At 68.3% G+C, this 22782-nt stretch carries 17 protein-coding genes; 12 read left to right on the forward strand and 5 right to left on the reverse strand.

Annotated features, from left to right (window positions below; translation table 11 throughout):
* Positions 1–133: 133 nt before the first annotated feature.
* On the reverse strand, positions 134–3892 hold the full coding sequence (locus KPL78_RS11240; RefSeq protein ID WP_219763028.1) for an ExeM/NucH family extracellular endonuclease: 3759 nt from the start codon (positions 3890–3892) through the stop codon (positions 134–136).
* Positions 3893–4072: 180 nt separating this feature from the next.
* Here KPL78_RS11240 and KPL78_RS11245 point away from each other — a divergent pair, with 180 nt between their 5' ends.
* Entirely contained in the window at positions 4073–5383 is a 1311-nt protein-coding gene (locus KPL78_RS11245; RefSeq protein WP_219763029.1) for an LLM class flavin-dependent oxidoreductase, read from the forward strand.
* A gap of 367 nt (positions 5384–5750) precedes the next feature.
* On the opposite strand, the gene tcuB is transcribed toward KPL78_RS11245, so the two are convergent.
* Both tcuB and tcuA read right to left on the reverse strand, forming a co-directional pair.
* On the reverse strand, positions 5751–6869 hold the full coding sequence (gene tcuB, locus KPL78_RS11250; protein WP_219763030.1) for a tricarballylate utilization 4Fe-4S protein TcuB: 1119 nt from the start codon (positions 6867–6869) through the stop codon (positions 5751–5753).
* Positions 6870–6873: 4 nt separating this feature from the next.
* On the reverse strand, positions 6874–8271 hold the full coding sequence (tcuA, locus tag KPL78_RS11255; protein WP_219763031.1) for an FAD-dependent tricarballylate dehydrogenase TcuA: 1398 nt from the start codon (positions 8269–8271) through the stop codon (positions 6874–6876).
* 200 nt (positions 8272–8471) lie between these two features.
* Between tcuA and KPL78_RS11260 the strand changes: the two genes are divergently transcribed.
* The 6 genes from KPL78_RS11260 to KPL78_RS11285 all read left to right on the forward strand — a co-directional run bounded on the left by KPL78_RS11260 (position 8472) and on the right by KPL78_RS11285 (position 14263).
* Complete coding sequence (locus KPL78_RS11260; RefSeq protein ID WP_219763032.1) at positions 8472–9071, forward strand: hypothetical protein; 600 nt, start codon at positions 8472–8474, stop codon at positions 9069–9071.
* Positions 9072–9126: 55 nt separating this feature from the next.
* Complete coding sequence (locus tag KPL78_RS11265; RefSeq protein ID WP_219763033.1) at positions 9127–9819, forward strand: GntR family transcriptional regulator; 693 nt, start codon at positions 9127–9129, stop codon at positions 9817–9819.
* A gap of 128 nt (positions 9820–9947) precedes the next feature.
* Positions 9948–11444: an ABC transporter substrate-binding protein gene (locus KPL78_RS11270; RefSeq protein WP_255568927.1), complete on the forward strand. Its 1497-nt coding sequence runs from the start codon at positions 9948–9950 to the stop codon at positions 11442–11444.
* A gap of 280 nt (positions 11445–11724) precedes the next feature.
* On the forward strand, positions 11725–12744 hold the full coding sequence (locus tag KPL78_RS11275; protein ID WP_219763035.1) for an ABC transporter substrate-binding protein: 1020 nt from the start codon (positions 11725–11727) through the stop codon (positions 12742–12744).
* Positions 12741–13490, forward strand: coding sequence for an ABC transporter ATP-binding protein (locus KPL78_RS11280; protein WP_219763036.1), 750 nt, complete (start codon positions 12741–12743; stop codon positions 13488–13490). The genes KPL78_RS11275 and KPL78_RS11280 overlap by 4 nt, the downstream gene beginning before the upstream one ends.
* The gene (locus KPL78_RS11285) at positions 13487–14263 is read left to right on the forward strand and encodes an ABC transporter permease (protein WP_219763037.1); all 777 of its coding nucleotides are present in this window, start codon (positions 13487–13489) and stop codon (positions 14261–14263) included. Before KPL78_RS11280 ends, KPL78_RS11285 begins: the two co-directional genes overlap by 4 nt.
* Before the next feature lies 1 nt (position 14264).
* Here KPL78_RS11285 and KPL78_RS11290 read toward each other — a convergent pair whose 3' ends face one another.
* Both KPL78_RS11290 and KPL78_RS11295 read right to left on the reverse strand, forming a co-directional pair.
* A complete protein-coding gene (locus tag KPL78_RS11290) occupies positions 14265–14834 on the reverse strand; it encodes an NAD(P)H-dependent oxidoreductase (RefSeq protein ID WP_255568856.1) in 570 nt (189 codons plus the stop codon).
* Positions 14835–14852: 18 nt separating this feature from the next.
* Positions 14853–16445, reverse strand: a complete 1593-nt coding sequence (locus KPL78_RS11295; protein ID WP_255568857.1) for a D-aminopeptidase — start codon at positions 16443–16445, stop codon at positions 14853–14855.
* Positions 16446–16518: 73 nt separating this feature from the next.
* On the opposite strand from KPL78_RS11295, the gene KPL78_RS11300 reads away from it, so the two are divergent.
* From KPL78_RS11300 to KPL78_RS11320, 5 genes are read left to right on the forward strand one after another with little or no spacing between them, the layout of a single operon-like run.
* Positions 16519–17307: a VOC family protein gene (locus KPL78_RS11300; RefSeq protein ID WP_219763039.1), complete on the forward strand. Its 789-nt coding sequence runs from the start codon at positions 16519–16521 to the stop codon at positions 17305–17307.
* Between the two features lie 22 nt (positions 17308–17329).
* A complete protein-coding gene (locus KPL78_RS11305; protein WP_219763040.1) occupies positions 17330–18922 on the forward strand; it encodes an ABC transporter substrate-binding protein in 1593 nt (530 codons plus the stop codon).
* A complete protein-coding gene (locus KPL78_RS11310; RefSeq protein ID WP_219763041.1) occupies positions 18919–19896 on the forward strand; it encodes an ABC transporter permease in 978 nt (325 codons plus the stop codon). The genes KPL78_RS11305 and KPL78_RS11310 overlap by 4 nt, the downstream gene beginning before the upstream one ends.
* A complete protein-coding gene (locus KPL78_RS11315) occupies positions 19896–20729 on the forward strand; it encodes an ABC transporter permease (protein ID WP_219763042.1) in 834 nt (277 codons plus the stop codon). Before KPL78_RS11310 ends, KPL78_RS11315 begins: the two co-directional genes overlap by 1 nt.
* Positions 20726–22315 (forward strand): dipeptide ABC transporter ATP-binding protein, encoded by a 1590-nt coding sequence (locus KPL78_RS11320; RefSeq protein ID WP_219763043.1) that lies wholly within the window; start codon positions 20726–20728, stop codon positions 22313–22315. Before KPL78_RS11315 ends, KPL78_RS11320 begins: the two co-directional genes overlap by 4 nt.
* Positions 22316–22782 lie beyond the last annotated feature (467 nt).

Genomic DNA, 22782 nt, shown 5'->3' on the forward strand with positions numbered 1-22782 from the left:
GTTGGCGCCGAGAATGCCTCCCCCGCCCAATACCAGGTGATGGTTTCCAAAGGCCCTGTGGCCTTTGGCGGGTGGGGGTGCGGGGGAGGGCAGAGCCCTTCCCCGCTCCACCCTCACCACACTCTTCGCCCAGTCAGGCGAAGGCGTAGTCGACCTGCCCCAGCGACAGCACCCCGGCGAGCTGGAAGGTCTCGCCGCCCACGCTCCACAGATCGCCGCCGGCATTCTCCAGCATCGCATCGGGCGCGAAGCCTTCGAGGCGCAGCGCGTCGCGATCGAGCGCTACCCCGTCCAACGCGCCGAAGTCGCGGATGATGTCGCCGCCGACCTCGCCGGCCCGCAGCACGAAGATGTCCTGGCCGCCACGCCCCGACAGGTCGTCGGCGCCCGCGCCACCGTCGATGGTGTCGGCGGAGACGCTGCCGAGGATGGTGTCGTTGCCTGCTCCGCCGGCCAGCTCCGCCTGCGCCGTAGCCGCCAGCGCCGGCGCGGCCCTGGCGAGGTCGAGCGTGATGCGATCGTCGCCCGCACCGCCATCCACCGCGACCTGCGACGGGCGCCACAGGGAGGTGACCTCACCGGCGATGGTGATGTCGTCATGCCCGGCACCGGTCGTGATCGTGGTCTCATTCGCGTCGACCACGCGCAGCGTGACGTCCTGATCCCGCGTCGCGGTCAGCGTCACCGAGGCGAAGCCCTGCACCTTCAGCGCATGGCCGACGAAGTCGGTGACCAGCACGCCATCCACGCCGCCGCCCGAGGTATCGCGCAGCGTCGCCACGCCGTCCTCCTGCCAGGAGAGGCGCGCCTGCATGTCACGCAGGCTGCCGGCCGGATCGATGGCGAGCACGCGGACCTCGCCGTCCTCCTGGCGGAAGCGGCCGGTCGTCGCGCCGGTGCTGTCGTTGACGGCAGCACTGTCCTCGACGCCCTCGCCTTCCTCGGCGCGGTAGAGCAGCGCCGCAGCCTTGGCGCCGCCTTCGGTGAGCGCGAAGGCGACCGAGGTGATCGGGGTGAAGTCAAGCCCGATGACCAGCGGATCATGGTCCGAGGTGCGATAGGGCGTGTTGCCGTCGAATATCGCCGGATCGCGTCCGAAATCGGTGTTGTAGTCGAGCGCATCCGCCTCATCGGCATTGATCGCCCAGGCCTCCGCGCCGGTGATGGCGCCGGCCAGCCCTTCGGAGCTCAGAGCGTGGTCGAGCGACCCGGTCTGGCCGTCGAAGACGTAGGTGTGTTCGCCCGGCGCTTCGAGGTCGACATAGCCGGCGCCCTTGAGGACGCCCATCGCATCCTCCCGCGCATAGGCGTTGAGGTCGCCGAGGATCAGCACGTTGTCGTTGCCCGACCCGGTCGGATCGGTGTCGAGCCAGGCAGAGAGTGCCGTGGCGGCCGCCTCGCGCTGCTGCGTCCAGCTTCCCTGGCCGTCGAGGATGTCGGCATCCGCGCCGGTGCCACTGCCGCTCTTGGACTTGAAGTGGTTCACCGCGACGGTGAAGGTCTCGCCGCTGTCGAGATCCTCGAAGGTCGCGGCGAGCGGCACACGGCTGGTGTTCGCGCCGTCGAAGACACCGCCCACCGTGCTGTCGTCGATCAGCGATTGCAGGCCGAGGCCCGCGAGATCGGTATCGGTCAGCGTCGCGATGCTGGTGCCGTCCGCGAGACGCACCGCGTCGTTGCGGTAGATGATGCCGACCGCGATGGCGTCACCACCGAGGAAGCGCGTATCCGGGTTCACCCAGGACCACACCTCCGCACCTTCCAGGCTGTTCAGCCCGTTGACGATGGTCTCGATTGCGTTGCCCGAGGCGCCGGGGAGGAAGTCGTTCTCCAGCTCGACCAGGCCGATCACCTCGGCATGGATGGTCGACAGCGTGGTCATCAGCTTCTCGAACTGCCGGGCGTATTCCTCGGGATTGTTGGCGCCGCGGGAGTCCATGCCGTTGGCGATGTTGTCGCTCGGATCGGAGTTGCTGCTGTCGTCGCCGGGGTTGCTGTTCAGCGTTGGGAAGAAGTTCAGCACGTTGAAGGACGCGACCTGCAGCGTGCCGCCGACATCGGGCGGCGTCTCGGGCCGTTCGGTGACGCGGTCGAAGCTGTTCTCGCCATCCACCGTGGAGCGAATGCGCCAGGTGGACCCGGAGCCGGAGAAGCCCGCCCACTGGTAGTCCAGCACCCCGGACAGGTCGGTCACCTGGTCACCCATCCGCGGCGCGGTCGCCGCGTCGTAGCTCGGGCCGAAGCCGTCGAGCCCCCCGATCGGCAGGTTCTGCGCGTTCTGCCCGTCGTCATAGACGATGGTGCGCGCGCCGAGATCCTGCAGATGCTGGGCATAGCCCTCGACCGAGGGATCGTTGTCCTGGGTGAAGCTCGCCTCGCGTTCCCCGGCGACGAGGCGGATCTCATTGGAGCGGTCGAGGTTGAACTGCTCCGAGATGGTCAGCGTCTGCGGGATGGTGACGCGCATCCCCTCATAGGCTTCGAGATCCGGCTGGTACGCGCCGTTCTGGTTCAGCGTCACGCCTTCGGCCGGCAGTTCAATGACCGCGGCGGTCGGCAGGTCGTGGCCGCTGCTGACCACCGAGACGGAGGTCGCGTTGAGCTGGGTCAGGCCGAAATACTCGCTGACCGTGCCGGTCACGAGCACCTTGTCGCCGATCGCGACATCGCCCAACGCCACATTCGCGAAGACGTAGAGGCCTTCCGAGGTGGCGGCGTTGCCGTCGGCATCCGTGTCCTCCTCCTGCAGGAAGAAGCCACCCATGCTGTGGGCCGCGTCGGCGTCACCGTTCTGGAAGTCGCCGATCACGATGGCCTCGATGGTCACGGTCTGGCCGACCATGCCGCTCGCCTCGCCCGCGCCCTGCACCGTGCTGATCTTCGTGATCGGAAGATCGTCGTTGCGGATGGTTCCGGTGGCGATCGCCGTGCCGATCACCGCGCCGCCAGTCGGGTCGGAGAGGGCGACCGCGAAGGTCTCGTCGCCTTCGGAAGCGGTGTCGCCGCTGACCGTGACGGTGATGGTCTGCTCGGTCTCGCCCTCGGCGAAGGCGATGGTGCCGGTCAGCGGGCCGGCGAAGTCGTCCGCGGCGGCTTCACTCGCGCCACCCGGGGCGGAGAGCGTCCAGGTCGCACCGGCCTCGCCATCCCCATTCGCGCGAGTGACGGTGAAGGTGAACTCCGTCGTGCCGGCATCGCCCTCGGCCTTGTCGGCCGAGGCGGCGGCGATGGAAAGCGTCTCCACCGGCGCACCGGCCGGGGCGGAGGTGACGGCGATGTCGTCGATGCCGACCCACTCGTCATTGCCCGGGGCGTTGGCGGTGATGATGCGGATCTGGAGTTGTGCCTGGTCCACCGCCTCCTCCGGCAGCACAACGGTTACTGGCGTGACCAGCGTGGCGAGGGACGGGCCGCTCGTCGCATCCGCGACGTAGCCGCCGGGCGCATTGGTCCAGTCGCCGGTCTCGCCGATGCGGTACTGCACGGCCACCTGCTGCGTCGCATCGTCGGCCGAGCCGTCGACGTCGCGCAGGTTGAAGCTGAGCGTCACCTCGCTGCGGCCGAGCGTGTTCATGAACAGCACCAGATAGGGCGCATCCGCCGTGCCCGACCCGTTCAGCGCGATGGTAGGGTCGGTCAGCTCGAACTCGGTCACGCCGCCGGCGGTATAGGTGTCCGGATTGGTTTGGTTGGCGTTCACGTCGACCACCAGCCCCGCATCGGCGGCGGTCAGGGTTCGCGGATCCGTCCCGGTCGACGCCGTCAGCTCATCGCCGCGATAGCCCATGATCGAGGCGACGCCGCTCCAGTCGTCATTCGTCGCGATCAGGCCGGTGTTCGACCAATCCTGGCTGAAATCGGCGGTGGCGAGGACGTGGTAAGTCGTGCTCATGCATTCCTCCAGGCGGGGCCGGCACGGGGGCGCGGCGTCGGGCCCGGAACGGGTCTGCACTGGCCACCTGACCTCAAGGTAACAACCGGTTAAGATTCAGCTTCCATCCGGCGACGGGTGCATGACTTGCGCGCCCCGGTGTCGGCGAGCACCCTGTTGCGGTGCAGCAAGGGTGTTTCCATGGCGCGACGGCAGATGCATCTCGGTGTTTTCGTTCTCGGAACCGGCAATCACATTGCCGGGTGGCGGATGCCAGGCGCCTATGACAGCTTCGTGGATCTGAAGGTCATCCAGCATATTGCGCGCATCGCGGAACGCGGCTGCTTCGATCTGCTGTTTCTCGGCGACGGCCTGGCGGTGAAGGAGAACGACCACCCCTCCTTCACCTCACGCTTCGAGCCGATCACCATGCTCGGTGCGCTGGCCGCGACCACGACGCATCTCGGCCTCGGCGCCACGGCCTCGACCACCTACAACGAGCCCTTCAACGTCGCGCGCCAGTTCGCTTCACTCGACCACCTGACCAGCGGGCGCGCCGCGTGGAATGCGGTGACGAGTTCGGGGGGCCTCGCCGCGCTGAATTTCGGCCGCGAGCACCCGCCGCATGCCGAGCGCTACCGCGTCGCCGAGGAATTCGTCGATGTCGTGACGGGGCTCTGGGATTGCTGGGAGGACGGCGCCGTCGTCGCCAATCGCGAGACCGGGCAGTACCTCGACTTCTCCAAGATCCACAGCCTGGATCACGACGGGACGTACTTTCGCGTGAAGGGGCCGAACAATGCGCCGCGTTCCCCGCAGGGTCGTCCCATCATCCTGCAGGCCGGCGCGTCCGAGCCGGGCCTCGACCTCGCCGCCCGCACGGCGGATGTCGTTTTCGCCGTGGTGCAGGACCTCGAGGAGGCGCGCGTCGGCTACACCGCGCTGAAGTCCCGCATGCCCCGCTTCGGCCGCCGGCCCGAGGAGATCGCCGTGCTGCCCGGCGTCATGCCGGTGATCGGCGCGACGCGGCAGGAGGCGCGCGACACCCTCGACAAGCTCCAATCCTTCGTGACGGGCAGCAATGCAGCGGGGTTGCTGTCCGGGCGGCTCGGCATGGATGTCTCGGGCTTCCCGCTCGATGAGCTGGTGCCTGACCTGCCGCTGCCCGATACCTCCCACGGCTTCGCGCGCGCCATGCTGTCGAAAGCACGGCGCGAGGGCATGACCTGGCGCGACCTGCACAACCTGACCGGTGCGGCGCGCGGGCATTGGGTGATCGCCGGCACGCCGTCCGACATCGCCGACACGCTGCAGGAATGGTTCGAGACCGGCGCCGCGGACGGCTTCAACATCCTGCCCGCCTGGTTCCCCGGCGCCTTCGACCAGTTCGTGGACGAGGTGGTGCCGGAACTCCAGCGCCGCGGCCTGTTCCGCCGGGAATATACGGCGACGACTTTGCGTGGGCATCTGGGGCTCGACCTGCCGCCGAGCCGCTTCGGCGCGCCGCGCTGAGGCACCGCCCTCGCAGAGCGAACCTCTTCAGCCGCCCGGACGAATGCGCTGGAAGATTGGAGGGGCTCCGCCCCTCCAAGCCACCCCGCCAAAGGCCCAAGGCCTTTGGAAACCGTCATTTGGTGCTGAGCGGTGCAGGCGTTTTATTCCCCTCCCGGCGCGCTGAGTGCGCAAGGGCGGGTTCCGACACTGATCGTGACGGTGGTGCCCGGGCGCCAGGTATCGGTTTCCATAAGGCCTTGTGGCCTTTGGCGGGGCGTGAAGCACTGCTTCGCGGCGAGAGGGGCAAAGCCCCTCTCGGTTCCACCGATCAGGAAAAAGGGCCGTTAGTATTACGGCAGACCGGGCGTGGAGGAGCCTCCCCCATTCAGCCGCCGGCCGCGATCGGCTGCATCCGCCGCTTCTCCTGCGCGTTCCGCAGCAGCGCGAGCCCGCGATACACGCCATGCACCATCTTCGAGTAGGGCATCAGCAGGAAGAACGCGAAGACCAGGCCGAGATGGATGGCGAGCATGATGCCCATCGCTCCGGTGTGCCGCACCGCCAGCAGCAGCAGCCCGGTGGCAGCGATCAGGAACAGCAGCCCAAGGATCGCAAACTCCCCGCCGGCGAGCTTCTTCGCCACCGGCCCCGGATCGGTGATGACCTTCACCTGGGCGAGGCCCGCGGCGCCGATCATCATCAGCACACCGCCCCAGAAGCCGAACTGCACGGGAAGCGAGAAGAAGCTGTGCGGCGACGTCCAGCCGAAGAAGTAGTGGTAGATCGTGCCCGTGCAGGTGGCCGCGAAGCACAGCATGAATCCGCCGAACAGCGCCTGGTGCAGCCAGCGGCGGCGCATCGAAAAGCTGTCGTCGAGATCGTTGCAGCCATGTCCGCCACCGCCGAGGTTGCGCAGCGTGACGATGTCCGTGACAGCCTCTGTCGCCGGGCCAGCAGAAAATGCCCCTGACGGACTGCCCGTCGCGTTCCAGTAGCTGCGTGCGCCCATCGTCATGGCGAACAGCGCGAAGCCGAAGGTCAGCACGCCGAGCGAGATCATCAGCCAGTGCGGCACGACGCGGAAGAAGGCGCCGGCACCCCGCTGCGCGGACCACAGCACCGCCGGGTCCTGCAACGCGACCGACAGGATCAGCGCCAGCGCGACGCCCAGCGTCGCGACCAGCGAGACGAGGGTGCCATTGCGCGCGAAGAGCTGCCCGAAGCCCGCCGGCCAGGCATGCTGCGCGTAGGATTCCTGCCGGATCTCGGCGAAGGTCGCCGGAAGGTTGATGCCGAAGGCATGCGGCGGCGCGTATTGGCAGGCGTGGTAGCAGCCCTTGCAGCCATGGCAGAGATTGGCGAGGTGCGTCAGGTCGCCCTCGGTGAAGGCGCGGCGCATCGTCATGGCGGGGAAGACGGCGCAGTAGCTCTCGCAATACCGGCAGGCATTGCAGACTTCCATGTACTGGCGCGCGTCGGTGATCGCCTGGGATTCCTGGGCCATCGGGTCAGTTCCTCACCAGCTTCGCGGCTTCCGCCCCGGCGATGCGGCCGAACACGGTGCCGATCGCCATGCCGAACCCGGCCAGGTAGCCCTGGCCAAGGATGTTGCCGGACATGATCTCGCCCGAGGCGAACATGTTCCCCGAGGGCTTGCCGTCCGCCATCAGCACGCGGGCCTGCTCGTTCACCTTCACGGACAGGAAGGTGAAGGTGATGCCCGGACGCAGCGGGTGGCAGTAATAGGGCGGCTGGTCGATCTTCCGCGCCCAGTGCGACTTGGGCGGCGTCAATCCCTCGGTGCGGCAGTCGTCGAGCGACTGCGCGACGAAGGTGCCGGGCTGCACGGCGGCATTGTAGTCGGCGACGACCTTTTCCAGCTTCGCGGCATCGAGGCCGATGATGCCGGCGAGCTCCGCGATGCTGTCCGCCTTGTAGGGCGCGAAGACCGGCGGCAGGTAGTTGAGCTGCGCCTGGGAGTCGTTGATGGCGAAGGCCATCTGGTCCGGCTGCTGCGCGATCAGCCGGCCCCAGATGGCGTAGCGCTTCGGCCAGACATCCTCGCCCTCATCGTAGAAGCGTTCGACGTCGCGATTCACCACGATGGAAAAGGGCACGCAGTCGAGACGCATGGCGAGACCGCCATCCTCCATCGGCGCGCGCGCGTCATTGGCGACGGCGTGGAACTGGGTCGGATCGCCCACTTCCTGCACACCCTGCGACAGCAGGTCCTTCAGCAGGCGTCCCTGCGCATAGGGCGTGCCGCGGATCTGGAAATTGTCGGCCGCATCGCCCCAGTATTTCCGCAGCCATTCGCGATTGGCCTGGAATCCGCCCGCCGAGGCGATGAACGCCTTGAACTTGATGGTGGCGGGGAAACCGCGATGGGAGACGACAGCCTCGGTGGCGAAGCCGTCCTTCACCACGACGTGCTGCACCTCGGTGTCGTAGAGGATGGTGATGCCGAGCGCCTCCGCCGTGCGGTACAGCGCATTCACCAGCGCCTTGCCGCCGCCGAGGAAGAAGGCGTTGGTGCGCGACAGCGACAGCGTGCCCGACAGCGAGGGCTGGAACACCACCCCGCAGGATTCGAGGAATTTCGGCGCTTCCTCCGATGCGCGGATGCACATGCGGGCGAGCGGCTCATTGGTCTTGCCCGCGGTGACGCGGCGCAGATCGTCCCAGTACTCTTCCTCAAGATAGGAATCGGTCAGCACACCGGTCGGGCCGTGATGCAGCGAGCGCACATTGCGCGTGTGGCGCGAATTGCCCCCGCGCATCGGCTTCGGCGCATGCTCGGCCACCACCACCCGCGCGCCGGCACGGCAGGCGGTGATGGCGGCGCACAGGGCGGCATTGCCGCCGCCGGCCACCAGCACGTCGAAGGTTTCGGTCAGGTCCACCATGGGGTCGTGCCCTCCGGCGCCGCTATCTCTGTATCCAACTGAATCCCGTCATATACCAATGCCGCGCGATGACAAGGGGCCGGCGTGACCCGCATCACGCGGCCGGGACGCCCGCGATACCATCCTGAAACAGAGGGATTCTCACATGAAGGCGCCGGCGGGGCCGCCCGTCGCATCACCTTCAGTTGCGGGAGAACCCCATGGGCACCCTGAAGCTCACGCTTTTCCACGTCGGACCGGTCGCGCCCTGGGCGAATACGGTCTTCCACAAGCAGATCGAGAAGGGCAACGCCTTCCTCCGCCCGCACGGCCTGCGCTTCGAGGCCTATCCCGCCTCCGGCAGCCTGGACCTCGACTGGAGCGCGCCGCTGCTCGAGCAGGGTCGATCGGGCGAGGGCCTGGCCCAGCGGCTGGCGCTGCGGGCGATGGCGCACGCTCGCTATGCCAGCTTCGACAACCGCCTGCCCGTCATCCTCTGCCAGATCGGCGGCGGCGGCGGGGAATCGCCCGGCTCGATCGACCAGAAGCTGAATTGGCTGCCCTGGGTCGTCATGGACGCCTTCACTCTGAACGAGGACGGGCTGACCCTGACCCATGAGGCCGGCCACTGCGCGGGACTCAAGCATCCGGGCCATGGGCCGCAGGGCGACTCCCGCCTGGTCGAGGACGGCCATGCCGTGACGGACAACCTGATGGCCTATGGCACCTTCGACATGGCCACGCAGAAATATGGCGGCCGGACCCTGATCGATGACTGGCAGATCGACGCCTTCCGGCACGCCTATTTCCATTCGGCCTGACTCCGCCGCGCGCCTGACTTTCGCCGGCGCTGCGGCCTCGGCTATAGGGTGGCCCATGGACGGGGCTCCCACATCCTCGCGCGAACTCGGGCTCGAAGCCTATTCCCGGATCAGGGCGGCCATCCGCGATGGCACCCTGGCGCCCGGCGAAAGGCTGACGGAAACCGACCTCGCCGGGCGCTTCGGGGTCTCCCGCACGCCGGTCCGCCAGGCCATCGCGCGGCTCGAGGCCGAGGGGCTGCTGACCCATGAGCCCCGGCGCGGCGTGACCGTCACCCGGCCCGACCACCAGCAGGTCGTCGAACTCTATGTCATGCGGGAAGTGCTGGAGGGTGCCGCGGCGCGCCTCGCCGCGCAGCATGCAAGCGACACCGAGATCGCCGCCATGGCCGAAATCGTCGAACGCGAACCGGGCGTTTTCGCCGATGCGACGGCGCTGGCAGCCGAGAACCAGCGGCTGCACGGGCTGCTCTACCTCGCCGCACACAACCGCTATTTGCTGCGCAGCCTGGAACTGCTCGGCGCGACCATGTCGCTGCTGCCGACGCTGCTGACGCGCGGCGGACGCGCGGAACAGGCGCATGCCGAACATCGCGCCATCCTCGAGGCGGTCCGGCAGCGTGACGGAGATGCGGCGGAAGCCGCGGCGCGGCGCCATGCGCGCGCGGCGCAGAAGCATCGCCTGGCATGGATGGTGGGGACGGTTGGCCTGCCGCTTGCTGTACCAGGCGCCGCCGGGCCCGATTGACACGAGCCACGCGCAGCCGAAGGCTCGCCCGGTCAAAGCTGGAGATGCCGATGATGCGCCTCGGTCGATTATTCGCTGCTGCCTGCCTGGCAGGCATGGCACACGCCGGACAGGCCCAGACCTTGAGCATGGCCGTCGAGGCGCCCTTCGGTCTCGATCCGCATTTCCTCTTCGCCGGACCGAACATGGCCGCGGCGCGCAACATCTATGACAGTCTGATCAATCGCGACGCCGAAAGCCGCTTCGTTCCGGGCGTCGTCGAATCCTGGGAGATGATCGAACCGCAGACCTGGGAACTGCGTCTGCGCCGCGGCGTCACCTTCCACGACGGCAGCCCATTCACTGCGGATGATGTCGCATTCTCCATCGCGCGCGTGCCGAACGTGCCGAACAATCCCGGCCCCTATACGTCCAACCTCCGCACCATCGATCGCGTCGAGGTGGTCGATCCCTTCACCGTCCGGCTTCACACGGACCAGGTGAACCCGGTGCTGCCCGGGCAGCTCACCAATATCTTCGTCGTGTCGAAGCGTGCCGCCGAGACTGCGAGCACCACCGACTTCAACACCGGCCGCGCCGCGATCGGCACCGGGCCGTTCCGGCTGGAACAAATGCGCGGCCAGGAAGGCATGACGATCGTCCGCAACGACGCCTTCTGGGGTGAGAAGGCGGCCTATCAGCGTGTCGACATTCGCGTCATCGGCAATGACGCCTCCCGCCTCGCCGCGCTGCTGAGCGGCGACATCGAGATCATCGAGAGCGTGCCGCCCGCCGATGTGGAACGTCTGCAGCGCGACCAACGCGTCAGCGTCTTCCGGCGTAATTCCGACCGCATCATGTACCTGCTGCCCAATGTGCGGCTGGACCAGTTCCCTCTGCTGACCGACGCCAACGGGCAGGCACTGCCGCACAATCCGCTGCGCGACGTGCGGGTGCGCCAGGCGCTGTCGATCGCGCTCGACCGCAACGCGCTGGTGGCACGCGCCCTGGATGGCCAGGGTGTCGCGACGGTGCAGATGGTACCGGAACAGTTCGGTGGCTACGACCCCTCCATCACCGTCCCGCCGGCCGATCCGGCGCGTGCCCGCGCCCTTCTCGCCGAGGCCGGCTACCCGAACGGGTTCGTGCTGACGCTGGGCTGCTCCAACAACCGCTACGTCAATGATTCCCGGGTCTGCCAGGCGGCCGGGCAGATGCTGTCCCGCGCCGGCTTCCAGGTGAAGGTCGAAACCCAGCCCTGGAACGTCTTCTCCCCGCGAACCCTGGCCACGCGCAACGACCTGCCGCTGATGCTGTACGGCCTGTCGCTGTCCTCCTCGCGTGATGCGTCCTACATCCTGTCGACTGCGGTCCACACGCGACGGCCGGGTTCCGCCTTCGGCCAGGGCAATCGCGGCGGGTTCAGCGACGCGCGGCTGGACGGGCTGATCGACACGATGATCGGGCAAACGGGTCCGGGACGCGAGGCGGAGCTGCAGCGCGTCGCGCGCGAGTCGCTGGAGCAGGTGCCCTTCATCCCGATCTACAATCAGGTGGTCGTGGTCGCGGCGCGCCGTGGCGTCGAATACACGCCGCGCATGGATGAGCAGATGGTCGCCTATCAGGCACGTCCTGTCGCGCAGTGACTCCAATATCCCTCGCCGATCAGCGGTGAGGTCGGACGATGGGAGGGGCTCCGATCCCGGCGGCGGAGCCCCGCGTTAGCTTCAGGTTGCGAAGGACCCAACGGAAGAATCGCGTGCGCATGTCGCCGCCAAACAGGCTGCGACGACCGCTGGACATGAGCGGGTGTCCGCCTTGTCCGCGCAGCCTCGCGTCACGCGGCGGCCCGGAAGGCGTCTTGACGCTTGCCGCATGGCCAACTGCGCGGCAGCCTGAGCGCCCCCCTCAGACACGGAGCACGCCATGCGCAGCAGATACCGGATCGAGCGGCGGACGGCGCTGACAGGCGGGGCGGCCTTCGCCCTCGTGGCGGTGGCCGGCGCACGGGTGCCAGCGGCGCAGACCCTCGACCGCATCGTCTTCCAGACCGACTGGCGGGCACAGGCGGAGCATGGCGGCTACTACCAGGCCATCGCCGCGGGGCTCTACCGGCGCCGGGGCATCGAGGTCGAGCTGCGCATGGGCGGGCCGCAGCTCAACCCCTCGCAACTGCTGCTGGCGGGGCGCGTGGACATGACCATGTCCAACGGCTTCCAGGCGCTGAACTATGTGCGGGAGAACCTGCCCTTCCTGACCATCGCGGCCATGTTCCAGAAGGATCCGCAGATCCTGATGAGCCACGAGGAAGCCGGCATCACGGGCTTCGAGCAGATGCGCGGCAAGCCGATCATGATCGGCGGCGGCGGGCGCGTGACCTTCTGGCCCTTCCTGCGCGCGAAGTTCGGCTTCAGCGATACGCAAATCCGGCCCTACACCTTCAACCTGCAGCCCTTCCTCGCCGACCGCAACGCGATCCAGCAGGGCTTTCTGTCTTCCGAGCCGTTCTCCGCCATCCAGGCCGGCGCGCATCCGCAGGTGCATCTGATCGCCGATGCGGGCTTCCCGAACTACCAGGAGACGCTCGACATCTCCCGCCGCATGGTCGAGGAGAAGCCCGACCTGGTACAGCGCTTCGTCGATGCCAGCATCGAGGGCTGGACGCAGTACATGCGCGGCCAGGACGTGGCGGAAGCGAACCGCCTCATCATGCGCGACAATCCGGAGATGACGCAGGACCGCATCGACTACGCGGTGCGGGTGATGAACCAATATGGCATCGTGCTGTCGGGCGATGCGGAACGGCTCGGCATCGGCGCGATGACCGAGGCACGCTGGCAGGACTTCTACACCACCATGCGCGATGCGGGGGTGATGCCGCCGGGGCTCGACGTGACCCGCGCCTATTCGCTGCGCTTCGTGAACCGGCGGGTGGGGCTGGGGTGAGCCTCGTCGCGCTGCGCGGCGTCGCCAAGCGCTACGCCACCGGGACGCTGGCGCTGGAAGGGGTCTCGCTCGACATCGCGCGGGGGGATTTCGTCGCGCTGCTGGGGCCTTCCGGCTGCGGGAAGTCGACGCTGTTGCGGTTGCTGGCGGGCCTCGCGGACCCGACGGCCGGCAGCCTGTCCTGGCAAGGCACGGCGCGGCCGGAGATCGGCTTCGTCTTCCAGGAACCGACGCTGATGCCCTGGGCAACGGCGCTGCGCAACGTCGCCCTGCCGCTGGAACTCGCCGGCCTCCGGCGCCGCGATGCCGAGGCGCGTGCCGCGGACTGGATGGCGCGGGTGGGCCTCGCAGGCTTCGAGCGCAGTTATCCGCGGGCGCTGTCCGGCGGCATGCGGATGCGGGTGTCGATCGCCCGCGCGCTGGTCACGCGCCCGCCTTTGCTGCTGATGGATGAGCCCTTCGCCGCGCTGGACGAGATCACCCGCTTCCGCCTGAACGACGATCTGCTGCGGCTATGGGAGGCCGAGCGCTTCACGGCCGTCTTCGTCACCCATTCGGTATTCGAGAGCGTCTTCCTCGCCCGCCGCATCCTGGTGATGGCGCCGCGGCCGGGGCGGATCGTTGCGGCGCTCGACATCACCGCGCCGTCTCCGCGCGACGGCGCCTTCCGCACCTCGGGCGAGTATGCGGCCCAGTGCCGCACCGTCTCGCAGGCTCTGGCCGATGCCATGGCGGAGGCGGCATGACCTGGCTGCGCCTGCTGGCGCCGGCCGTGGTGGCGCTGCTGTTCCTCGCCTGCTGGGAGGCGGCGGTGAGGCTCTATGCCATCCCGCCCTACATCCTGCCCGGACCGGTGCTGATCGCGCAGACGCTGGTGCGGGACTGGGGCACGCTGTCGGGGTCGCTGCTGGTCACGCTGCAGATCACGCTGATGGCGCTGGCGGCGGCGGCGGGGCTGGGGCTGCTGCTCGCCATCCTCTTCGCCCAGTCGCGCATCCTGGCGCTGTCATTGTTTCCCTTCGCCGTCATCCTGCAGGTGACGCCGATCGTCGCCATCGCGCCCCTCATCATCATCTGGGCGAACGACGTCACGCTGTCGCTGCTGATCTGCGCCTGGATCGTTGCCTTCTTCCCGATCCTGTCGAACACCACGCTAGGGCTGAACTCCGCCGATCCCAACTTGGTAGACTTGTTCCGGCTGTATCGCGCAAGCCGCTGGCAGACGCTGTGGCGGTTACGCTTGCCATCGGCCCTGCCCTATTTCCTGGCCGGGCTGCGCATCTCGGGCGGGCTGTCGCTGATCGGGGCGATCGTCGCGGAATTCGTGGCGGGGACAGGGGGCAGCGCCTCGGGCCTCGCCTGGCGCATCATGGAATCAGGGTATCAGTTGCAGATTCCGCGCATGTTCGCGGCGCTGGCGCTGATCTCGGCGACCGGCATCGCGATCTTCATGGCGCTGACGCTGCTGTCGCATCTGCTGCTGCGGCATTGGCACGAAAGTGCGACGGGCGGGCACTGACCTACCAGCGGCTGAAATGCGTGTGGATCTTCGTCACGAAGGCGTCGAGCTCAGGCCGCTGCCGTCGGTCCATGTCGTGCAGAGAGACCCAGTCCAGCCGGCAACCCTTCCCGCAGAGCCGCCGGATGCCGCGGGATATCAGCTTGTAATCCGGCCAGCCGATCCACCACAGCAGCCAGAGCGGCGAACCATAGGTCGTCACCACCGCGATGCGGCGGATGTCGGTCAGCAGCGGCTCGATGGCGCCCTCGCCGAGGCGGAAGGCGATGCCCGGCGACCAGATACGGTCGAACCAGCCCTTCAGCATCGCCGGCATGCCGTACCACCAGGTGGGATAGACGAGGACCAGCGCCTCCGCCCGTCGTAGCGCGGCGACGTGGTCCTCGATGCCCGCTTCGTTGGCGCCCTCGATCATGTTGACCGCGTGTTCCGCGGCGCTCAGCGCCGGGGCGAAGCCTTCGGCGTAGAGGTCGCGCAGCTCGACGGTGTGACCCGCCGCTTCCAGAGCCCCGCGCGCCGCATCGCGCAGTGCGGCGGAGTAGCTGTCGGCGCGCGGATGGGCCTGGATCATCAGCACGCGCATCGGCAGTCAGACCCGGTCGTAACGCAGCCCGCGCGCGAGCCAGCACCCGACCGTCGCCGCGGTCGCGCGCCCGGCGCCGTCGCGATGGATGGCGATGGTCCAGTCGCCCGGCGGCGTGTGGTCCAGCGCGCGCGGGCAGGGCAGCGCCCAGAGATCCGTCCCGATCGGGTCCAGCAACTCCATCCGCCCGCGCCCCAGGAAACCCGAGAAGGCGCCGTAGAGCGCCCCGCCCGCATCGACGATGGTCAGCTCTGCATCCAGCTCCGCGCAGCGGTAACGCCCCTCGGCATCGAGGCGTGGCGAACCATCGGCCGGCCGCAGCATCGAGACCTGGTTGTCCTTCACCCGTTCCATGCGCAACCCCTCGGGCGTCGGGACCAGACGCGTCTGCGCATTGACCGCATCACCATCGGATTGCAGCGCGAGGGTCTCGCCGCTCTGGCCGAAGCGCAGACGCAGCCGGCCTGGGGAAACAGGATCGATGCGCACCGACAGGCCCGTTTCCGGATCGACATAGGCGCCGCACCAGGATGGCGGCGGCAGATCCTCCGGCGCCGTGCTGCGCGGTTCGTCGAGCAGCGCGGCAAGGAGGTCGAGCGCCGCCGAACTGGGATCGGAAATGTGATTGAACAGCACGACGATGGAAATGCGCTCCGCGGCGAGATGCAGTCGTCGGCTGGTCCAGCCGCGCAGCCCGCCGCCATGCCCCGTCGCGGCGCGCCCGAGCTCCATGCTGCGCGCCAGTCCGAAGCCGTAATGCGCCGGCATGCCGTCAGCGAAGGCGACCGGCGCCGACAGCCGTCGATACAGCGACCCCGGATCATCCCGCGTCGCGTCGATATGCTTCTCCCAGGCGATCATGTCGTCCAGCGAGGCGCCGATCCCCGCATCGCCGGTCCAGTGGATGCGGTTCACCGCCGGGCGGAAGCCGCTGACCTGGGTGCCTTCGTAGCCCTCCGTACCGTCGGGCATGGCGCGCGTGTCGGCGGCGAGGATCGCCGAGTGCATCCCCGCGCGATCGAAGACGCCGTCGCGCAGCAGTTCCGCGAGGCTGCGGCCGGTCCGCGCCTCCAGCATCTCGCCGATCAGGCGGAAATTGTGGTTCACATAGGAATAGCGCGAGCCCGGCGCGAAGTGCAGCGACCGTGCACCGGCGATGACGCGCCGCGATTCTTCCGGGCCGAAGGGCGCTTCGGCTGGCGAGCCGTGCAGCATCGCCACCGCCCAGTAGTCGCGCAACCCAGACTGGTTGTGGGCCAGGTGCAGCGTGCTCGGCAGCTTGCCGTCCAGCAGGGGCAGATACGCGCGCAGATCGCCATCCAGCGCGCAGGGATCGTCCAGGCGATCCAGCAGCGTGGCGCAGACGAACTGCTTCGTGATGGAGCAGATGCGGAACAGGGTGCGCGGCGTGAAGGGGATGCGCTGTTCGGCATTCGCATAGCCCCAGGCGTGGCGCAGCAGCACCTCGCCGTCGCGCAGCACGGCGACGGCGCCGCCCGGTCCCGGATAGGCAAGCGGCAGGCCACGGGCAATGCGTTCGATCGGCGTATCGGTCATGAGGACAGTCTTGCCCCAGGCCGGATGCGGCGCAAAGGTCATGCTCCCGCGCGCGCCGTTGTTGCTGCGCAGCACGGAGGATGCCAAGCTTCCCCGGTAACCGGAGCGTGATCTGATGCTGTCGACCCTGGTCGGACTCGACCATCTCGTCGTCGCGGTGCGCGACCTCGATGCCGCTGCCGAGGCCTGGCGTGCGCTGGGCTTCACCCTGTCGCCGCGCGGGCTGCACAGCGCCCATGTCGGCAGCGCCAACCATACCATGATGTTCGGACAGGATTACCTCGAACTCCTGGCCGTGGTGACGGCGCAACCGCACAATCAGGCGCTGCGGGACTTCCTCGCGGCACGGGAGGGGCTGGAACGCGCGGCCTTCACCACCACGGATGCCGCCGCCGGCGCAGAGGCCCTGCGGGCGCGCGGCTTCGAGTCTCACGGCCCGCTGCATTTCGGCCGGCCCGTGCCCCTGCCCGACGGCAGCACGGCCGAGGCGCGCTTCAGCGTCTTCCGCTTCCCGCCTTCGAGCTATCCGGGCGGGCTCGGCATCTTCGCCTGCCAGCACCATACGCCGGAAGCGGTGTGGGTGCCTGCTCTGCAAAGCCACCCGAACGGCGCGACGCGCATCAAGCGCGCCCTGGCCGCGACGGAACAGCCGGAAGCCGAGGCGCGGAAGCTCGCCGCGGCGATCGACGGCGTCTGCCGCCAGCGCGGCGATGTCTGGCTGGTGCCGACCGGCATCGGCCGCGCCGAGATCGGCTTCGCGCCACGTGCCGTTATCGCGCACCTCGCGCAATGCGACGCTACGGCGCTGCCCGAACAGGGCGGGGCCGCGATCGTGATCGCGACACCCACGCCGCGCCCGCCGGCGGTCGCGACCGGTGTCGCCGTGATGTTCGAATCCCCCTGATCCGAACGACAGGAGAGAGACCATGACCGGACCCACCCGTCGCGAGATGCTTCTCCTCGGCGCGACCGCGATGATCCCGACGGCCGCCTTTGCGCAGGAGGCACCGCAACGCGGCGGCGTGCTGACCGTGCACTTCGCCACCGAGCAGCGCATCCTCAACCCCTCCCTCCAGGCCTCGACCGGCGTCTACATCGTTGGCGGCAAGATCCAGGAAGCGCTGGTCGACCTCGACGCGCAGGGCCAGCCCATCGGCGTCCTGGCGGAATCCTGGGAAAGCGCGCCGGACGGCAAGACCCACACCTTCCATCTGCGCCGCGGCGTCACCTGGCATGACGGCAAGCCCTTCACCTCCACCGACGTCGCCTTCACCGCGATGGAGATGTGGAAGAAGATCCTCAACTACGGCACCACGCTGCAGCAATTCCTGACCGAGGTGCAGACGCCCGACCCGCACACCGCGGTGTTCAAGTATGAGAAGCCGATGCCGCAGGGGCTGCTGCTGCGCGCCCTGCCGGACCTCGGCTATGTCTCGCCCAAGCATGTCTACGAAAGCGGCGACATCCGCCAGAACCCGGCCAATACCGCACCGGTCGGCACCGGCCCCTTCAAGTTCATGACCTATGAGCGCGGCCAGCACGTCATCGCCGACCGCAACCCGAACTACTGGCGCAACGGCATGCCCTATCTGGACCGCGTGGTCTGGCGGGTGATCGGCGACCGCGCGGCGGCGGCCGCACAGATGGAAGCGGGACAGATCCTGTTCAGCCCCTACTCCTCACTTACGATTGCCGACATGCAGCGCCTGGGCCGCGATCCGCGCTTCGAGGCGACGACGCGCGGCAATGAAGGCAATGTCCGCACGAACACGCTGGAATTCAATTTCCGCAACCCGATCCTTGCGGATATCCGGGTGCGCAAGGCGCTGGCGCACGCGCTGAACGTGCCCTTCTTCATCGAGAACTTCCTTGGCCCCTTCGCCAAGCCTGGCACCGGGCCGATCCCCTCGGTGTCGACCGACTACTATCCGACCGAGCCCATGCCGCAATACGGCTACGACGTGGCCCAGGCGAACCGCCTGCTCGACGAGGCCGGGCACCGGCGCGGCGCCGGCGGCGTGCGCTTCAACCTGCGCCTGAACCCCGCCCCCTGGGGCGAGGACATCGCCCTGTGGTCCACCTTCATCCAGCAATCGCTGCAGCAGGTCGGCGTGCGGGTGGAAATCGTGCGACTGGACGCGGCCGGCTTCCTGCGCACCGTCTACAATGACTGGAATTTCGACCTGGCCACGGGCTGGCACCAGTATCGCAGCGACCCGGCGGTCAGCACGACGGTCTGGTACCGATCCGGCAGCCCGCGTGGGGCACCCTGGACCAACCAGTGGGGCTGGACCGATGCCAACATCGACTCGATCATCGACAACGCGGCAACCGAGGTCGATCCGGTGAAGCGCAAGGCGCTCTACGCCGACTTCGTGCGCGCGGCACAGACGGAACTGCCGCTGTGGATGCCGATCGAGCAGATTTTCGTCTCGGTCTTCAACAAGCGCATCCGCAATGCGGGCAACAATCCGCGCTGGGCCTCCTCCTCCTGGCACGATACCTGGCTGGCGTCTTGAAGGTCCTCACTCTCGCGCTGCGTCGGCTGGCGGCCTCCCTGCCGACGCTGCTGCTGATCATCGCCGGGATGTTCCTGCTGCTCCAGTTGGCCCCCGGCGATACGGTGGATGCGCTGATGGCGCAGATGGGCGGCGGCGATCCTGCGCTGGCGGCGGAGCTGCGGCGCTTCTACGGCCTAGATGTCGGGGTGGCGGCGCAGCTCGGGCGCTACCTGATGCGACTGGTCACGCTCGATCTCGGCTTCTCGGCCATCTATGGGAAGCCGGTCGCGACGGTCATCCTGGAACGCCTGCCGCCGACCATCCTGCTGATGGCCTCGGCGCTGTCCTTCGCCTTCTTCTTTGGGCTGGTGCTGGGCGTGATCGCGGCGCGGCGGGTGAATCGCTGGCCGGATACGCTGATCTCGACGCTGGGGCTGGTCTTCTACGCCACGCCATCCTTCTGGTTCGGACTGATGGCGATCGTGGTGTTCAGCGTCTATCTGCAATGGTTCCCGCCGGGGGGGTTTTCCGACATCACCCAAACGCTGACCGGCGTCGCCGCGGTGCTGGACATCGCGCGGCACCTGGTGCTGCCGACGCTGACGCTCGGGCTGATCTTCCTCGCCATCTATCTGCGCATCATGCGGGCCTCGATGCTGGAGGTGCTGTCGCTCGACTTCGTGCGCACCGCACGGGCCAAGGGGCTGTCCGAGACGCGCGTCGTCGCGCGCCACGTCCTGCGCAACGCCATGCTGCCCATGGTCACGCTGATCGGGCTGCAGGCCGGCACCATGCTCGGCGGGTCGGTGGTGGTGGAGAGCGTCTTCGCCCTGCCGGGCCTCGGGCGCCTCGCCTATGAAAGCGTGGTGCAGCGCGATCTCAACACGCTGCTCGGCATCGTCTTCGTCTCCGCGATCCTGGTCATCGTGATCAACTTCCTGGTCGATATCCTCTATGCGCGGCTCGATCCGCGCATCGCGGCGGGGTCGTGATGCGGGCGGCGAAGGCCTATCTGCGCAGCCCGGCGGCAGTGATCGGGACGGTCATCCTGCTTGCCGTCCTCGTCATGGGCGTGGGAGCGGACTGGTTCTACCCGGGTGATCCGCTGGGCCTCGCCGGGCGGCCGCTGCAATGGCCGGGGCAGAACCCGCGCTTCCTGCTGGGGACGGATTCCTCGGGCCGCGACATCGCGGCCCAGATCGTTCATGGCGCCCGAATCTCGCTGCTGATCGGCTTCGTCGCCACATCGATCGCCGTGGTGATCGGCATCGCCATCGGGTCGGTGGCCGGCTTCTATGGCGGCGCGACCGACACGGCGCTGATGCGTGTGACGGAGGCCTTCCAGACCCTCCCCAACTTCATCCTGCTTCTGGTTCTGGTCGCCGTTTTCGGATCGACCATCGAGACTGTGACGATCGCCATCGGCATCGTTTCCTGGCCGCCGGTCGCGCGGCTGACGCGGGCGGAGTTCCTGTCCCTGCGCACGCGCGACTTCGTGCAGGCCTGCCGCGTCCAGGGATTGTCGGACGCGCATCTGATCCTGCGCGAAGTGCTGCCCAACGCCCTGCCGCCGGTCATCGTCTATGCCTCCGTCGTCATGGCGGTCGCGATCCTGCTGGAAAGCGCGCTGGCCTTCCTCGAACTGTCCGATCCCAACGTGCCGTCCTGGGGCAATCTGATCGGCCTCGGCCGCAACGTGCTGCGGACCGAGTGGTATGTCTCCGCCATCCCCGGCGTCGCGATCCTGTTGACCATCCTGGGCGTCTCGCTGGTCGGCCAGGGGTTGAACGATGCGCTGAACCCCCGCCTGGCGAGGGCCCGATGACCGCGCGACTGACCGTCAGCAACCTGACGATCCGCCTTCCGCGCGGCGCGGATCGCGAGAATGCCATCGAGGATGTCTCGCTGACGCTGAATGCCGGCGAAATCCTCTGCGTCGTCGGCGAAAGCGGGTCGGGCAAGTCCGTCACGGCTTCCGCCGCCATGGGGCTGCTCGCGCCGGGCCTGTCGATCACCGCTGGCGCGCTCGATCTCTGCGGCGAGGATCTGCGCAAGGTCACGTCCGACCAATGGCGCGCCATCCGCGGCCGCCGCATCGCCATGGTGTTCCAGGAGCCGATGACGGCCCTGAACCCCCTGATGACGGTCGGCGCGCAGCTTGAGGAGATGTGGCGCGTCCACCTCGGCCTCGATGCGGCCGAAGCGCGGCAGCGCGCTCTCGCCGCATTGAATGAGGTGAAGCTGCCGGACCCGGAGGGCGCCCTGCGCGCCTACCCGCACGAACTCTCCGGCGGCCAGCGCCAGCGCGTGATGATCGCCATGGCACTCGCGCTGGAACCCGAGGTCCTGATCTGCGACGAGCCGACCACCGCGCTCGATGTGACGACCCAGGCGCAGGTTCTGGCGCTGATCAAGGATCTGCAGGTCCGACACGGCACCGCCGTCATGTTCATCACCCACGATTTCGGCGTGGTGGCCGAGATCGCCGACCGCGTCGCCGTGATGCGCCTGGGCCGGGTGGTCGAGGAAGGCTCGGCGCAGGCTGTCCTGACCACGCCGCAGCACGACTACACCAAGGCGCTGCTGCGCGCAGTGCCGGCGCTTTCGGCCCCCGTGCCGCGCGCGCTGTCGGACGAACGCGTGCTGGAAGTGCGCGGGCTGACCAAGACCTATGCCTCGCGCGGCATCTTCCGGCGGCGCCGGCCGGTGCGGGCGCTCGACGATGTCAGCGTGTCGGTGCGGCGTGGCGCAACGCTGGCGGTCGTCGGCGAAAGCGGGTCGGGCAAATCCACTCTGGCGCGCGTGGTCGTCGGGTTGCTGGGCGCTGATGGCGGCCAGGTGAAGATCGGTGGCGCGCCCCTGCCCGCACAGCGGCGCGCCGCGGCGCGGCTGGTGCAGATGGTGTTCCAGGATCCCTACGCCTCGCTGAATCCGCGCCGGCGCGTCGGGGCGCAGGTGGCGCAAGGGCCGATCGCCGCAGGCACTCCCGCGAAGCAGGCGATGACCGAGGCACGCGAACTGTTCTGCATGGTCGGCCTGGATGGCGATGCGGTGGATCGTTACCCACACGAGTTCTCGGGCGGGCAGCGCCAGCGCATCGGCATCGCGCGGGCGCTGGCGATGAAACCGCAGGTGCTGGTGGCGGATGAGCCGGTCTCGGCGCTCGATGTCAGCGTGCAGGCACAGGTCCTGGCACTGCTGCGCGAATTGCAGCAGCGGCTGGATCTGTCGATCCTGTTCATCACCCATGACCTGCGCGTCGCGGCACAGCTCTGCGACGAGGTCGCGGTCATGCGCAACGGCGTGGTCGAGGAATCCGGGCCGATCGGCGCGGTCTTCGCCTCGCCGCGCAGCGATTACACGCGCAGCCTGATCGCGGCGATCCCGGGCAAAGCGCTGTTCGGCACCTAATCGTCAGGCAATGCGGTCGATCTCACGCCAGCGGCTCTGGAGAACGGCCGGTGCGTGCGGAATTGGAGGGGCTCCGCCCCCTCCAAGCTACCCCCGCCAAAGGCCACAGGGCCTTTGGAAACCGTCACCTGGCGCCGGGCAGCACAGGCAGTTCCTTTCCTCTCGGCGCATGTCGTGCGCAGGAGAGGGTTTCGGCGCCATCCTGCGTGAGATGCCCGGCGCCGGATTGAGGATTACAGAGGCCCTTCGGCCTTTGCTGGGGTGAGCCCGATAGGCGCAAAGCCCCTCTCGGTTCCACAGATCAGGAAAGGGGCCGGCTTGCATCAGTGATCGGCTCGCCTTCCGCGATAGGCCGGGCGCTGCCCGGCCAGGCGACGACCATGCGCAACGCCTTGGACGAGGGCACGCCGGCGTAATGCCGCGCAGCCGAGGCATGGCCTCCCCGGCCGGCACATCGGTGCCGCCGA

The sequence above is a fragment of the Roseomonas alba genome, assembly GCF_019430885.1.
GTDB classification, from domain to species: domain Bacteria; phylum Pseudomonadota; class Alphaproteobacteria; order Acetobacterales; family Acetobacteraceae; genus Neoroseomonas; species Neoroseomonas alba.

Bases quoted from the DNA above. Each gene is read 5' to 3' on its own strand.
- KPL78_RS11300 (WP_219763039.1), top strand. From the start codon at position 16,519: ATGCTGTCGACCCTGGTCGGACTCGACCATCTCGTCGTCGCGGTGCGC.
- KPL78_RS11320 (WP_219763043.1), top strand. From the start codon at position 20,726: ATGACCGCGCGACTGACCGTCAGCAACCTGACGATCCGCCTTCCGCGC.
- KPL78_RS11285 (WP_219763037.1), top strand. From the start codon at position 13,487: ATGACCTGGCTGCGCCTGCTGGCGCCGGCCGTGGTGGCGCTGCTGTTC.
- KPL78_RS11290 (WP_255568856.1), bottom strand. From the start codon at position 14,834: ATGATCCAGGCCCATCCGCGCGCCGACAGCTACTCCGCCGCACTGCGC.
- KPL78_RS11270 (WP_255568927.1), top strand. From the start codon at position 9,948: ATGGCCGTCGAGGCGCCCTTCGGTCTCGATCCGCATTTCCTCTTCGCC.
- KPL78_RS11260 (WP_219763032.1), top strand. From the start codon at position 8,472: ATGGGCACCCTGAAGCTCACGCTTTTCCACGTCGGACCGGTCGCGCCC.
- KPL78_RS11265 (WP_219763033.1), top strand. From the start codon at position 9,127: ATGGACGGGGCTCCCACATCCTCGCGCGAACTCGGGCTCGAAGCCTAT.
- KPL78_RS11305 (WP_219763040.1), top strand. From the start codon at position 17,330: ATGACCGGACCCACCCGTCGCGAGATGCTTCTCCTCGGCGCGACCGCG.
- tcuB (WP_219763030.1), bottom strand. From the start codon at position 6,869: ATGGCCCAGGAATCCCAGGCGATCACCGACGCGCGCCAGTACATGGAA.
- KPL78_RS11275 (WP_219763035.1), top strand. From the start codon at position 11,725: ATGCGCAGCAGATACCGGATCGAGCGGCGGACGGCGCTGACAGGCGGG.
- tcuA (WP_219763031.1), bottom strand. From the start codon at position 8,271: ATGGTGGACCTGACCGAAACCTTCGACGTGCTGGTGGCCGGCGGCGGC.
- KPL78_RS11315 (WP_219763042.1), top strand. From the start codon at position 19,896: ATGCGGGCGGCGAAGGCCTATCTGCGCAGCCCGGCGGCAGTGATCGGG.
- KPL78_RS11245 (WP_219763029.1), top strand. From the start codon at position 4,073: ATGGCGCGACGGCAGATGCATCTCGGTGTTTTCGTTCTCGGAACCGGC.
- KPL78_RS11295 (WP_255568857.1), bottom strand. From the start codon at position 16,445: ATGACCTTTGCGCCGCATCCGGCCTGGGGCAAGACTGTCCTCATGACC.
- KPL78_RS11240 (WP_219763028.1), bottom strand. From the start codon at position 3,892: ATGAGCACGACTTACCACGTCCTCGCCACCGCCGATTTCAGCCAGGAT.